The sequence below is a fragment of the Mesorhizobium sp. M0244 genome (assembly GCF_040321795.1).
Lineage (GTDB): Bacteria > Pseudomonadota > Alphaproteobacteria > Rhizobiales > Rhizobiaceae > Mesorhizobium.
The window spans coordinates 24,882-36,661 of the sequence record NZ_JAMYSE010000064.1; the positions used below are offsets into that span (position 1 = coordinate 24,882).

Here is an 11,780-nt window from a genome sequence, read left to right on the forward strand (position 1 = left end):
GGACTGGCTGATGGAGGCGACCGAGATCGGTCTGTGGGGCGTGCCGCTCGCCATTCTTGGCGGCGCCATCCGCGTCTCGACGCCGTTCATCTTCGTGTCGCTGGGCGAAGCCATCACCGAGCGCTCCGGCCGCATCAATCTCGGCCTCGAAGGCACGCTTGTCTTCGGCGCAATGACCGCCTATGCGGTAGCGGTGATGACCGGCTCGCCATGGCTCGGCCTGCTGGCTGCCGCAGGTGCCGGTCTTTGCTTCGGCCTGTTCCATGGCTGGATCTGCAAATTCCGCGGCGTGAACGACATCGCCATCGGCATAGCGCTGATGCTGTTCGGCTCCGGTCTCGCCTTCTTCTTCGGCAAGCCGTTCATCCAGCCCTCGGCGCCCAACCTGCCGGCCATCGCCTTCGGTGGCTGGTCGAACATTCCGCAGGTGCAGGCCGCGCTCAACGTCAACGTCCTGTTCCTGATCGGCGCGGCACTTGCGCTGTTCCTGTGGTGGGCCTTCCGCAACACCCGCGCCGGCCTGATCGTGCGCGTCGTCGGCGACAGCTCCGATGCGGCGCGCGCCATGGGCCTCAATCCGAACACTGTGCGCCTGCTTGCGACAGGCATCGGCGGCGCGCTCGCCGGCATCGGCGGCGCTTATCTGTCGCTCTATTATCCCGGCAGCTGGACCGAACGCATCTCGTCGGGGCAGGGGCTGATGGCGGTGGCGCTGGTCATCTTCGCGCGCTGGAACCCGCTTGGCTGCTTTGCCGCGGCGCTTTTGTTCGGCGGCGCCGGGGCGCTCGGCCCCGCATTGCAATCGGTGGGGGTCACGCAGGGCTACTATCTCTTCTACGCCGCACCTTACATCCTCACGCTCATCATCATGATCGCCACCTCGTCGCCGAGCCGCTCGCTTGCCGGCGCGCCAGGCGAGTTGTCGATCACCAAATGACTGGAGTTTTTGCGATGAACGCCAGAGCCGAGATCACCCAGCGCTACATCGACGCCGACCCCTATCCGTGGCCCTATAATGGCGAGCTGCGGCCGGACAATACGGCGTTGATCATCATCGACATGCAAACCGATTTCTGCGGGCCGGGCGGCTATGTCGATCATATGGGCTACGATCTTTCGCTGGTGCGGGCGCCGATCGAGCCGATCAAGTCGGTGCTCGCAGCCATGCGGGCCAAGGGCTACACCATCATTCACACGCGCGAAGGCCACCGGCCCGATCTCGCCGACCTGCCGGCCAATAAGCGCTGGCGCTCACGCCGTATCAATGCCGGCATCGGCGACCCCGGACCTTGCGGGCGCATCCTGGTGCGCGGCGAACCGGGCTGGGATATCATCCACGACCTCTATCCGGTCGTGGGCGAACCGATCATCGACAAGCCGGGCAAGGGCTCGTTCTGTGCTACCGACCTGGAGCTGATCCTCCGCCAGCGTGGCATCGAAAACATCGTGCTGACCGGCATCACCACCGATGTCTGCGTTCACACGACGATGCGCGAGGCCAACGATCGCGGTTTCGAATGCGTGATGCTGGAGGATTGCTGCGGCGCGACCGACTATGGCAACCATCTCGCTGCAATCAAGATGATCAAGATGCAGGGCGGCGTGTTCGGCGCAGTATCGAACTCGGCGTCCTTCGTCGCGCAACTGCCGTGAGGAGACGATTTTGAGCGGAACCCCCGGCAAGAAAGCCGTCGGCGTCGAGACCATCGGCATGGCCATGCGCTTCGGCGCCTTCACCGCGCTGGACGACGTCTCGATCAAGGTGCCGGCGGGATCGTTCCATGCGCTGCTCGGCGAAAACGGCGCCGGCAAGTCGACGCTGGTCAAATGCATGATGGGTTTTTACCACCCGACCTCCGGCGACATGCTGGTCGATGGCCGCGAGGTCGCGATCGCCAGCCCGAAGGATGCGTCAGCGCTCGGCCTGGGCATGGTCTACCAGCACTTTACCCTGGTCCCGTCGCTGACCGGTGCGGAAAACCTGGTCATTTCGCGCGAGAAGGTGCCCGGCGTCATCGACTGGCGCAAGGAGCGCGCCGCACTTGCGCAATTCATGCAGCGGATGCCGTTCAAGCTGCCGCTCGATGTCAAGGTGGCGGAACTTGCCGCCGGTGAGAAGCAGAAGCTCGAAATCATCAAGCAGCTCTATCTCGGCCGCAGTTTCCTGGTGCTCGACGAGCCGACCTCCGTGCTCACTCCCGGCGAGGCGCAGGAGGTGCTTGGCCTAGTGCGCGACATGACAAGGAGCGGCGACCTTACGGTGCTGATGATCTCGCATAAATTTCATGAGGTGACGGCGTTTGCCGACGACATCACGGTGCTGCGCAAAGGCAAGCTGACCGGAACGGGGAAGGTCTCGGAACTCTCCCACAAGCAGATGGCGGCGATGATGATCGGCGACCAGCCGATTGCAGCGCTCGACAGTCGTGCTCCGGTGCCGGCCGGAGCCCGGCAGGTTCTGACGGTGAAATCGCTGAAGGCGCCCGACCGAACGGGGCTGAAAACCATCGACATCGGCGAACTCGATGTGAAGTCCGGCGAGATCGTCGGCATTGCCGGCATCTCCGGCAACGGCCAGAAGGAGTTTCTCGAGGTCCTTGCCGGACAGCGGGCACGCAATGCCGGCGACGTTCTGGTGAAGGGCTCGCCCTATGGCGCCAGCCGCAGCGAGGCACGCACGCTCAATGTCCGCTTCATTCCGGAGGAACCGTTGCGCAACGCTTGCGCGCCGCGGATGACGGTGGCGGAAAACATGGCTTTCCGCACCTTCGACCTGAACGAAGCCGGCAAGCCGATCAACTGGATCAGGATGAGTGCCATCAGGGACTACGCGGCCCGCCTGGTCGAACAGTTCAAGGTCAAGACGGCCTCGCTCGCTTCGCCGATTTCGTCGCTGTCAGGCGGCAATGTGCAGCGCGCCGTGCTGGCGCGCGAGCTGACAGGCGACGTTGATCTTCTGATCGTCTCCAATCCGTGCTTCGGCCTCGACTTCTCCGCCGTCGCCGAGATCCGCGCCCGCATCATGAAGGCGCGCAACGCCGGTGCCGCCGTGCTTTTGATGTCGGAGGACCTCGACGAGCTGCTCGAACTCTCCGACCGCATCTTCGTCATGTCCGACGGCGCGCTGGTCTACGAGACGCCGATCGCGCAGGCGAGTGTGCAGACGATCGGCGAGCACATGGCGGGACATCATTGATGGCGGAGATCGACGCGCTGCCGTTTCCGTTTGTCTTCAAGCCTGAGGCGATGGCGCTGGTCGTCATCGACATGCAGCGCGACTTTGCCGAACCCGGCGGCTTCGGCGCCAGCCTCGGCAACGACGTCAGCCGGGTGGTGGCGATCGTGCCGACGGTGAAGAGACTGATCGAGGGATTTCGCGCCGCCGGCCTGCCGGTCATCCACACGATGGAGTGCCACAAGGCAGACCTTTCGGATCTGCCTCCGGCTAAGCGCAATCGCGGCAATCCGTCGATCAGAATCGGCGACACTGGGCCGATGGGCCGTGTGCTGATCGTCGGCGAGCCAGGAACGGCGATCCTCGATGAACTTGCCCCATTGCCTGGCGAGATCGTCATCGAAAAACCGGGCAAGGGGGCGTTCTATGCGACCAGCTTCGGCGATGACCTGAAACGGCTCGGCGCGCAGCAATTGGTCTTTGCCGGGGTGACGACGGAGGTCTGCGTGCAGACGACGATGCGCGAGGCCAACGACCGCGGCTATGAATGCCTGCTCGCCGAGGATGCGACCGAGAGCTATTTTCCGGAGTTCAAGGCGGCTGCCTTGGCCATGATCAGGGCGCAGGGCGCCATCGTCGGCTGGACGGCGACAACGGACCAGGTGCTCGAGGGACTTTCCAATGCCTAACATTGCATACCAGGCTCTCATCCAAGGGGGCTGGCGTGATCTGCCATTCGAGCATTTTCGCGAAGGCATCACAGTGCATTGGCTGCTCAAGGGCAGTCCGGTCGAGCCGTCGGTCGCGATCCTGAATTACCGGGCGGGCGCCGGCGTGCCGCGTCACCGCCATGCCGGGCTGGAAACCATCATCGTACTGGAAGGCACGCAGAGCGACGAGAATGGCGATTATGCCTCGGGCAGCGTGATCCTGAACCCGGTCGGAACCGAACACTCGGTGTGGACGAAGGATGGCTGCGTCGTGCTCATCCAGTGGAACCTGCCGGTAGTCATTCTGGGCGAGGCCAAATGAACGACATCCGCTTCGACATAGGCAGCTTGCACGCCGCCTATCAGGCCGGCGTCGGCATCGGCGAGATGGTCGATACGCTCCATGCGCGGCTCGCGGCGGCCGATGACCCCGGCATCTTCATCCATCTGGCGAGCAGAGCGGAGATGCTTGCCGAAGCAGAAAAGCTCGGCCCGTTCGATCCGGTGGCAAAGCCGCTATGGGGCGTACCGTTCGCGGTCAAGGACAACATCGATGTCGCCGGCATGCCGACCACGGCGGCATGCGCCGAATTTGCCTACTTGCCGGTGAAAGACGCTACCGTCGTGGCGCGGCTCAAGGCCGCCGGCGCGCTGGTCGTCGGCAAGACCAATCTCGACCAGTTCGCCACTGGCCTGGTCGGCGTGCGCACGCCCTATCCGATCCCGAGGAACGCGATCGATCCAAAACTGGTGCCGGGCGGCTCCTCGTGCGGCTCGGCCGTGGCGACGGCGCGTGGCATCGTCTCGTTCGCGCTCGGCACCGATACCGCCGGCTCCGGCCGCATACCCGCCGGTCTCAACAACATCGTCGGGCTGAAGCCGAGCGTCGGCGCGATTTCTGCCGCCGGCGTCGTGCCGGCTTGCCGGACACTCGACTGCGTCTCGGTGTTCGCGCTCACTGTCGACGACGCCTACAGCGTGTTCGAGGCCGCGGCGGCAAAGGACGACGCCGATCCTTATTCGCGCGACCTCTGCATTCAGGCTCTTGCCGCGCGCCCGCCGGTGCTGACGGTTGGCGTGCCGGCGAAGGCCGACCGGATATTCTTTGACGACGGAGCGATGCAGGATGGCTTCGAGGCCGCTCTTGCCTCGCTCGAGAAGCTGGGCTGCAGGCTGGTCGAAATCCCTTTTGGCGATTTCTACGCCACTGCCAATCTGCTCTACGAAGGCGCCTGGGTGGCCGAGCGTTACGCCGCGATCAGGGACTTCATGGAAGTCAACGAGGTAGCGATGCATCCGGTGACGCGGCAGATCATTGGCGGCGCACGAAAACTTTCCGCAGCGGACGCCTTCAAGGGGCTCTATGCCTTGCAAGCCTTCAAGGCCAAGCTTGCGCTGGTCATCGCCTCAGTCGACCTTTTCTGTGTGCCGACCGCGCCGACCCACTACACAGTCGAAGCGGTGTTGGCCGATCCGATCGTCACCAACAGCCGGCTCGGCACCTACACCAACTTCGTCAATCTGCTCGACATGTGCGGCATCGCCGTGCCGACCGGAACACGCAGCGACGGTTTGCCGATGAGCGTTACCTTGCTTGCCGCGGCTGGCAAGGACCACCTGACGGCGTCGCTTGCCCGCGACATCCATGTGGCAAGCGGTCTTTCGCTGGGCGCTACCGGCTGGCCGCAGCCGTTGCGTGGCGATGCGCGAGCGGACGTGGATGAAGGCACGATCGAACTGGCCGTGGTCGGCGCCCATCTGTCGGGGATGGCGCTGAACGGCCAGTTGCAGCGGCTCGGCGCAATGTTCGCCCGGGCTGCAAGAACGGCGCCGCTCTACCGGCTTTACGCGCTTGCCGGCCAGTCGGTGTCGAGACCAGGTCTCGAGCGGACCTGCAACGGTGAGGGGACTGCGATCGAGGTCGAAGTCTGGCGGCTATCGCCGCAAGCCTTCGGCCGCTTCGTCGCCGCGATCCCGCCGCCGCTCGGCATCGGAACGCTTGTGCTTGACGACGGAACTTCGCCGAAAGGCTTCCTCGTCGAAAGTGCCGGCCTTACCGATGCAGAGGAGATTTCGCATTTTGGCGGCTGGCGCAATTTCGTGGCGGATCAGCAACTGCGGAGCTGACGAGAAAGAATGCCGGTCGACGCTGGATCGCCGTCCGCCGGCTGGCGTTCAGCCGGCCATCACTCGACCTTTTGCCGGAATTTCGAATGGCAGCTCGAGCAATCCTGCAAGATGAGATGCAGGAGGTGCTCCGCCGGCAATTTGGCGGGGTCGGCTTCCGCCGGCCCCGGCCGCTTGCCAAGCAGGCTGCCACCGCCCATCGCCAGGCCGGAACCCATTCTCATGTCGTCGGTGATACGCGGCGGCGCCTGCTCGGCGTCGGAGGCCAGGGCGCTGGCCAGCGTCCCGATGTGGCGAGCCAGCCCTTCGAACTCCGCGCGGGCGGGGTCGATATCCGGCTTGGCGCCTGAAGGCGCGCCCAATGTCGCGCTGGGGAATTCGGCAATCAGGGAAGGGCCGGTGCGGGCGCGGATGGTCTCGGCCGCCGCCTTGAACGCCGCGGCGTCATAGGCCCGCTTGCCGTCGAACATCCCGGCGATCGCCTTTGCCGCCGCGGCCATTTCCTTCATCGAGGCCTGGCGAGCCTCGATGACCGCATCACGGCCCGAATGGCCGGCGGCGAGCACGACAGAGACGCAGGCAAGCGACAGCACTGTTGCAGCAGCTGCGAGCCTCACTGGGCCATGCCTTGTCCCGCCAGCTCGTCGATGATCGGGCAATCCGGCCGCTCGTCGCCGTGGCAGTGACTGACCAGATGGTGGAGTAAGCCGCGCAATCCGACCAGTTCGGCGATCTTCCTGTCGACCTCCACCAGCTTGGCTTTCGCGATCGCTTTCACGTCGGCGCTGTCACGTTCCCTGTCTTGGTACAGCGAGAGCAACTGGCGGCATTCGTCGACCGAAAACCCCAGGCTTCGCGAGCGCTGCACGAAGCGCAGCCGGTGAATATCGGCCGTCGAGTAATCGCGATAGCCATTGTCTGTCCGGGCCGGATGCAAGAGCCCGATGTCCTCGTAATAACGGATCGTCTTGGCCGGCAGGCCGGATTTTTCGGATGCGATGCCGATGTTCATGGTGGAAAATCTCCTTTGTCGAAGCAATAGACCTTCCAGTAGATGGAAGGTCAACCTGATGTGGCGATTTTGGATGCCCGACGCAACCGCCCGCAGGCTCCAACCGTTTGCCTGCCAACAGCGCATACTGAACCTTCGGGAAGAAATCAGTTTTCGGAAACGTTTATCGAACAGCGCTCAAAACCCGGTGTTCGACACCGGGTACCGATGAGAAGACCCTCCGGCGGCACGTTACATCGTGCATACGCCGAGGAGACAGAATATGCCCGTCAAGGCCTATATCAACCGGATCGCGACAGCGGTGCCGGAGCACGAGGTTCATCAATTCTACCTGCGTTTCGCGGCCTCCATGCTCGCGGCCGATCGCCGGAGACTCTTCGAACGCATGGCCGATCTTGCCGGCATCGAGCACCGCTATTCCTGCTTTGCGCCGGCGTCCGACCCCGAAGGACCAAATGCCGACCTGGCCGGGACCTTCATCCGGGGTGCGTTTCCCGGAACGGCCATGAGAATGGCGATGTTCGACGATGCCGCACCTGTTCTGGCGCAAAAGGGCATCGACGGGTTGCAGCTTGGCGACGACGCTTCCCGCATCACCCATCTTATCGTCACCACCTGCACCGGTTTTTCGGCGCCGGGCATCGATCTGGAGCTGGTTGCGCGTTGCGGGCTGCCCGACAGTGTCGAACGCACGATGATCGGGTTCATGGGTTGCTACGCGGCGATCAACGGCCTCAAACTGGCCCGCCACATCGTTCGCTCCGACCCGCAGGCCAAGGTCCTGCTGGTCAATATCGAGCTCTGCACGATGCATCTGCGTGAAACCACCGAACTGGAAAAGCTGCTGTCGTTCTGCCTTTGGGGCGATGGCTGCGCGGCCGCGCTCATCACCGCCGAGCCGGCCGGCATCGAGCTCGATAGCTTTCACTGTATGGTGGCGAGGGAACGGCGGGATCTGATGCGCTGGAATATTCGCGACCACGGCTTCGAAATGGTTCTTTCCGGCCAGGTCCCGGCAGCGATTCATGAAGCGTTACGCAACAACCAGGCCGCCATCCTCGGCGGCCGACCGACCGAGGCGATCGACCTTTGGGCCGTACACCCGGGTGGACGTTCGGTGCTCGACGCCGTCGAAAGGGCCTTGAAACTGGAGCCCACCGCGCTGGAACCATCGCGCGAGGTGTTACGCCAATACGGCAACATGTCGTCGGCGACCGTCATGTTCGTGATGAAGGAGATGCTGAAGGCGCCACCCGGCCTGGTCGGCTGCGGCATGTCGTTCGGTCCCGGGCTGACGGCCGAAACCATGCTCTTTCGAACGGTGTCATGAGCGGCCTGGAGCGCCGGCAGCTTGCGCCGGAAATCCTTGACGGACTTGCGGCCGAAGATCCGCGAGCGCTGACCGCGCGCCGCGACCTTCGTCGCATCAATATGCTGATGTTTCAGGTGCCGATAATGACGTCGTTGCTCAGGAGGTTTGTTCCAAAGCCGCCACGCCGCGTTCTGGAGATCGGCGCCGGCGATGGCTCCTTCATGCTGGCGGTAGCGCGGCGCATGGCCAGGCATTGGCCTGACGTCGAATTGGTGATGCTCGACCGCGTCGACCTCATCACGCCGCAATTGCGCGATGATTTTGACAGGCTGGGATGGACGGTCGAAGGCGTCACTGCCGATGTCTTCGACTGGGCAAGAAAGAATGAGGGCACGCGGTTCGATGCGATCACTGTCAATCTGTTTCTGCATCATCTGGACGATGCCGAACTCGTGCGCCTGTTTTCGTTGATTAGGCCGAAAGCCCCGTTGCTGCTGGCGACAGAGCCGCTGCGGGCGAAACTGGCGCTGGCCGCGACCCGTCTTCTCCCGGCAATCGGCGCCAACGACGTCACACGAAACGACGCGGCGCAAAGCGTGCGTGCCGGCTTTCGCGGCAGCGAGCTTTCCGGGCTCTGGCTTACCGCCAACGGCAAACCGGTCGAGGAACGGCGCGCCGGCCTGTTTTCCCACATTTTCGTTGGCGCCAGCTCCGGCAACGACCCATGACGCGATTATCGACCCATGATGCGATCATCATCGGCGCCGGCCCGGCGGGGACCTCCGTCGCGCTCACGCTGGTCCGGCGTGGATGGGGCGTGGCCATTGTGGAAAAGAGCGCGTTCCCGCGCCGCAAGGTCTGCGGCGAATACATGTCGGCAAGCAATCTTGCGCTTCTGGACCAGCTCGAGATCGGCGATGCCTGGCGTGCCAATGCCGGCCCCGAAATCCGCCGTGTCGGCTTCTTTTCCGGCGAGACCTGCGTCGAGGCAGAAATGCCTCGTGCAAAAGATGGGCGCTCTATAAGATCTGCAAAAGATGGCGTCGGCCGGGCGCTCGGCCGGGACATTCTCGATTCCCTGCTTTTGCAGGCCGCGCGATCGGCGGGTGTCGAAATCTTTCAGCCCTGCCGCGCCGTCGCCATCGACCGGGATGGCGAGATGCAAAGGGTACGAATTCAAGCCGGAGACGAAACGACGACGTTGCGAGCGCCGGTGATTGTCGCCGCGCACGGCTCTTGGGAACCGGGACCATTGCCCAGCCAGCTCGGAAAGACCAATCGCCCGTCGGACCTGCTCGGCTTCAAGGCGCATTTCACCGGGTCGTCCCTGGCGCCGGATTTGATGCCTCTGCTGGCCTTCCCTGGCGGCTACGGCGGCATGGTTTCGGCGGATCATGGCCGGTTGTCGATCTCGTGCTGCATTCGGCGCGATATGCTCGCGCGGCTGCGTAAACAACATGGCCCCAAACACCGGAGCCATGTGTCGGCCGCCGATGCGGTCTCCCGCCACCTGCTGGACTCATGCCGGGGCGTGAGGGACGCCCTGGATTCGGCTCTCCTCGACGGTCCGTGGCTTGCCGCAGGGCCGATCCGGCCGGGAATTCGCTCCTGCTACGAACGGGACATCTTCCGCGTCGGCAATGCAGCCGGAGAGTCTCATCCTGTTATCGCCGAGGGCATCTCGATGGCGCTTCAGTCTGGCTGGATGCTGGCTTGCGAACTCGCATCCACTCCAGGTGGCCAAGCAGCGCGCGAGGCTGCCGCCAGACGCTATGAGGCGGCCTGGAAAAGACTGTTTTCGACCCGGGTCTACGCTGCCGCTGCTATCGCCGGAATTGCCCTTCGCCCCGGCAGCGCCACCTTGATGGCGGCGATCGTCCGGAATTTCCCGCAAGCACTGACATTGGGCGCGCAACTGAGCGGCAAGACAAGGCCGGTTCCCGGCTTCGTCTGACGAGTAGTGCGGCGCATTGGGCACGCCGAACACTGGCTGTCGGAACAGTTAGGGCCACCGCGCGTTGGGCGCGAATGCAAGTTCGGGTTGCGACAGGGATGGACCTTTCATGGGTGGCGTGGATCATCTTTGCCGCGTTGCTGATTGTTGCCGGCCGGCCGGTTCCTTCTGCCGTCGACCCGGTTCCTTCTGCCGCCGACCAACTGATCGCATCGCCCGTGCAGCATCTCTCGACCTCGAATGAGTCCGTAGCGGCGGGCGAACCCGCCGCTACCGGCGGGCACTTTGACGACGCAACCTGTCCCGCTCACCATGCCGTCCAGTGTTGCGGATCGGCGTGTTGCGGATCGGCCTGTCATGCCGTCCTCATCGATGAAACGGCATTAAGCGCGTCGAGCGCTCCGGCAAGGCAGGTTCAATCCGGTCCGACGCGCGCCCATGGCACCGTGCCTCGGCGAATTGAACGGCCGCCAATCGATCGGATGTCCTGAACGGACGCCTAAACAGGGTGTCCATCCTGTTTTCGGGCTCACAGCCCCAATCCGATTGGAGAAGACCATGAGAAAGCAGACAATCCTTATAGTTGTCGGCCTGATGGCCGGCGTCGCAACAGCCGTCGCCGCCTCGTCCGGCTACACAGACAAAGCGATGACAACCCACAAGGCTTGGCAGGCCAAGGCGGAGTGAGGACACGATCATGCACAACCAGTCTCCCGAAATGAAGGACTGCATCGAGGTTTGCCTGGATTGCTATCAAGCCTGCCTCGGCATCGCTTCGGGGCATTGCCTCGAAACCGGCGGTAAACACACCGAGCCGGAACATTTCCGGCTGATGCTCGCCTGCGCCGAGATCTGCCGGACCGCTGCGCATTTCATGCTGCTCGGTTCGGCGCATCACAAACATGTCTGCCGCGAATGCGCAGAAATCTGCGACGAGTGCGCAGCAGACTGCGAGCGCATCGGCGATATGCAGGACTGCGTCGAAGCCTGTCGGCGTTGCGCCGAGAGCTGCAGAAGGATGGCGGCTTGATCGTCCGCCGGCGGGCGACAAGCCCGCCGGCTCGGCATTAGCCATCGGCGCGGGGAATCGTGTTGCCACGGCAGTCTACACGCCACCGCCGCAGCCGTCCGACAGGCCCCAGACGTCGACGGCCTGCCTGCCGGTGAAACCGTGCTCGCGGATCAAGACCTTCGCCAGTCCGCCATACACTTTCCAGCGCCAGCATTGGCAGCAACATGGCCCCTTCTCCTCGGAAATTGCCATCGCATAGTCGTATGCCTGACGGTGTCTACGGCTTCAGGTTCGCAGGTATTTGACCAGGGCTGCAATCGCGAGCAAGAGGGCGACGAACACCAGGACCCAGACGAGCGCCATGCCGCCCATCATCCACGTACCCATTATCCGGTATGTGATCTGTGGTGCCTTTTCGTCCTGCTGTTCTTGTTTTGGAACGGCCTTATGGTGAGCCCATCCGGGACGTGGGGCACCG

General features: G+C 63.7%; 15 protein-coding genes. 11 read left to right on the plus strand and 4 right to left on the minus strand.

Translation table 11 applies throughout. The features are described 5' to 3' along the window. Window positions 1-10: 10 nt before the first annotated feature. Genes NKJ08_RS27795 through atzF form a run of 6 tightly spaced genes read left to right on the plus strand, consistent with a single transcriptional unit; the run spans window position 11 to window position 6,012 of the window. Window positions 11-937, plus strand: coding sequence for an ABC transporter permease (locus NKJ08_RS27795; RefSeq protein WP_352524925.1), 927 nt, complete (start codon window positions 11-13; stop codon window positions 935-937). Between the two features lie 14 nt (window positions 938-951). Next, complete coding sequence (gene biuH / locus NKJ08_RS27800; RefSeq protein ID WP_352524927.1) at window positions 952-1,653, plus strand: biuret amidohydrolase; 702 nt, start codon at window positions 952-954, stop codon at window positions 1,651-1,653. Between the two features lie 10 nt (window positions 1,654-1,663). Next, complete coding sequence (locus NKJ08_RS27805) at window positions 1,664-3,196, plus strand: ABC transporter ATP-binding protein (protein ID WP_352524929.1); 1,533 nt, start codon at window positions 1,664-1,666, stop codon at window positions 3,194-3,196. Continuing rightward, window positions 3,196-3,864, plus strand: a complete 669-nt coding sequence (locus NKJ08_RS27810; protein WP_352524931.1) for a cysteine hydrolase family protein — start codon at window positions 3,196-3,198, stop codon at window positions 3,862-3,864. The genes NKJ08_RS27805 and NKJ08_RS27810 overlap by 1 nt, the downstream gene beginning before the upstream one ends. After that, a complete protein-coding gene (locus NKJ08_RS27815) occupies window positions 3,857-4,207 on the plus strand; it encodes a cupin domain-containing protein (protein WP_352524933.1) in 351 nt (116 codons plus the stop codon). The genes NKJ08_RS27810 and NKJ08_RS27815 overlap by 8 nt, the downstream gene beginning before the upstream one ends. Further along, window positions 4,204-6,012: an allophanate hydrolase gene (gene atzF, locus NKJ08_RS27820; protein ID WP_352524935.1), complete on the plus strand. Its 1,809-nt coding sequence runs from the start codon at window positions 4,204-4,206 to the stop codon at window positions 6,010-6,012. Before NKJ08_RS27815 ends, atzF begins: the two co-directional genes overlap by 4 nt. Before the next feature lie 59 nt (window positions 6,013-6,071). Here the strand turns inward: atzF and NKJ08_RS27825 are convergent, their stop codons facing one another. Both NKJ08_RS27825 and cueR read right to left on the minus strand, forming a co-directional pair. Further along, complete coding sequence (locus NKJ08_RS27825; protein ID WP_352524937.1) at window positions 6,072-6,629, minus strand: cytochrome c; 558 nt, start codon at window positions 6,627-6,629, stop codon at window positions 6,072-6,074. Next, a complete protein-coding gene (gene cueR / locus NKJ08_RS27830) occupies window positions 6,626-7,024 on the minus strand; it encodes a Cu(I)-responsive transcriptional regulator (RefSeq protein ID WP_352524939.1) in 399 nt (132 codons plus the stop codon). The genes NKJ08_RS27825 and cueR overlap by 4 nt, the downstream gene beginning before the upstream one ends. Before the next feature lie 262 nt (window positions 7,025-7,286). Between cueR and NKJ08_RS27835 the strand changes: the two genes are divergently transcribed. The 5 genes from NKJ08_RS27835 (at window position 7,287) to NKJ08_RS27855 (ending at window position 11,320) form a co-directional block, all read left to right on the plus strand. After that, the gene (locus tag NKJ08_RS27835; RefSeq protein WP_352524941.1) at window positions 7,287-8,354 is read left to right on the plus strand and encodes a type III polyketide synthase; all 1,068 of its coding nucleotides are present in this window, start codon (window positions 7,287-7,289) and stop codon (window positions 8,352-8,354) included. Continuing rightward, window positions 8,351-9,064 carry a methyltransferase domain-containing protein gene (locus tag NKJ08_RS27840; protein WP_352524942.1) on the plus strand — a complete coding sequence of 238 codons (714 nt, stop codon included), beginning with the start codon at window positions 8,351-8,353 and terminating at the stop codon, window positions 9,062-9,064. Before NKJ08_RS27835 ends, NKJ08_RS27840 begins: the two co-directional genes overlap by 4 nt. Next, the gene (locus tag NKJ08_RS27845) at window positions 9,061-10,290 is read left to right on the plus strand and encodes an NAD(P)/FAD-dependent oxidoreductase (RefSeq protein ID WP_352524944.1); all 1,230 of its coding nucleotides are present in this window, start codon (window positions 9,061-9,063) and stop codon (window positions 10,288-10,290) included. The genes NKJ08_RS27840 and NKJ08_RS27845 overlap by 4 nt, the downstream gene beginning before the upstream one ends. A 558-nt stretch (window positions 10,291-10,848) precedes the next feature. After that, on the plus strand, window positions 10,849-10,977 hold the full coding sequence (locus NKJ08_RS27850; RefSeq protein WP_352524946.1) for a hypothetical protein: 129 nt from the start codon (window positions 10,849-10,851) through the stop codon (window positions 10,975-10,977). Window positions 10,978-10,987: 10 nt separating this feature from the next. After that, the gene (locus tag NKJ08_RS27855) at window positions 10,988-11,320 is read left to right on the plus strand and encodes a four-helix bundle copper-binding protein (protein ID WP_352524948.1); all 333 of its coding nucleotides are present in this window, start codon (window positions 10,988-10,990) and stop codon (window positions 11,318-11,320) included. Window positions 11,321-11,395: 75 nt separating this feature from the next. Here NKJ08_RS27855 and NKJ08_RS27860 read toward each other — a convergent pair whose 3' ends face one another. Together NKJ08_RS27860 and NKJ08_RS27865 are read right to left on the minus strand one after the other, a co-directional pair. Further along, complete coding sequence (locus tag NKJ08_RS27860; protein ID WP_352524950.1) at window positions 11,396-11,554, minus strand: hypothetical protein; 159 nt, start codon at window positions 11,552-11,554, stop codon at window positions 11,396-11,398. Window positions 11,555-11,587: 33 nt separating this feature from the next. Next, window positions 11,588-11,780 (minus strand): hypothetical protein (locus NKJ08_RS27865; RefSeq protein WP_352784314.1); only part of this gene is annotated, 193 nt, incomplete at its 5' end.

Bases quoted from the DNA above. Each gene is read 5' to 3' on its own strand.
- NKJ08_RS27795 (WP_352524925.1), top strand. From the start codon at position 11: ATGGAGGCGACCGAGATCGGTCTGTGGGGCGTGCCGCTCGCCATTCTT.
- biuH (WP_352524927.1), top strand. From the start codon at position 952: ATGAACGCCAGAGCCGAGATCACCCAGCGCTACATCGACGCCGACCCC.
- NKJ08_RS27810 (WP_352524931.1), top strand. From the start codon at position 3,196: ATGGCGGAGATCGACGCGCTGCCGTTTCCGTTTGTCTTCAAGCCTGAG.
- NKJ08_RS27815 (WP_352524933.1), top strand. From the start codon at position 3,857: ATGCCTAACATTGCATACCAGGCTCTCATCCAAGGGGGCTGGCGTGAT.
- atzF (WP_352524935.1), top strand. From the start codon at position 4,204: ATGAACGACATCCGCTTCGACATAGGCAGCTTGCACGCCGCCTATCAG.
- cueR (WP_352524939.1), bottom strand. From the start codon at position 7,024: ATGAACATCGGCATCGCATCCGAAAAATCCGGCCTGCCGGCCAAGACG.
- NKJ08_RS27835 (WP_352524941.1), top strand. From the start codon at position 7,287: ATGCCCGTCAAGGCCTATATCAACCGGATCGCGACAGCGGTGCCGGAG.
- NKJ08_RS27840 (WP_352524942.1), top strand. From the start codon at position 8,351: ATGAGCGGCCTGGAGCGCCGGCAGCTTGCGCCGGAAATCCTTGACGGA.
- NKJ08_RS27845 (WP_352524944.1), top strand. From the start codon at position 9,061: ATGACGCGATTATCGACCCATGATGCGATCATCATCGGCGCCGGCCCG.
- NKJ08_RS27850 (WP_352524946.1), top strand. From the start codon at position 10,849: ATGAGAAAGCAGACAATCCTTATAGTTGTCGGCCTGATGGCCGGCGTC.
- NKJ08_RS27855 (WP_352524948.1), top strand. From the start codon at position 10,988: ATGCACAACCAGTCTCCCGAAATGAAGGACTGCATCGAGGTTTGCCTG.
- NKJ08_RS27860 (WP_352524950.1), bottom strand. From the start codon at position 11,554: ATGGCAATTTCCGAGGAGAAGGGGCCATGTTGCTGCCAATGCTGGCGC.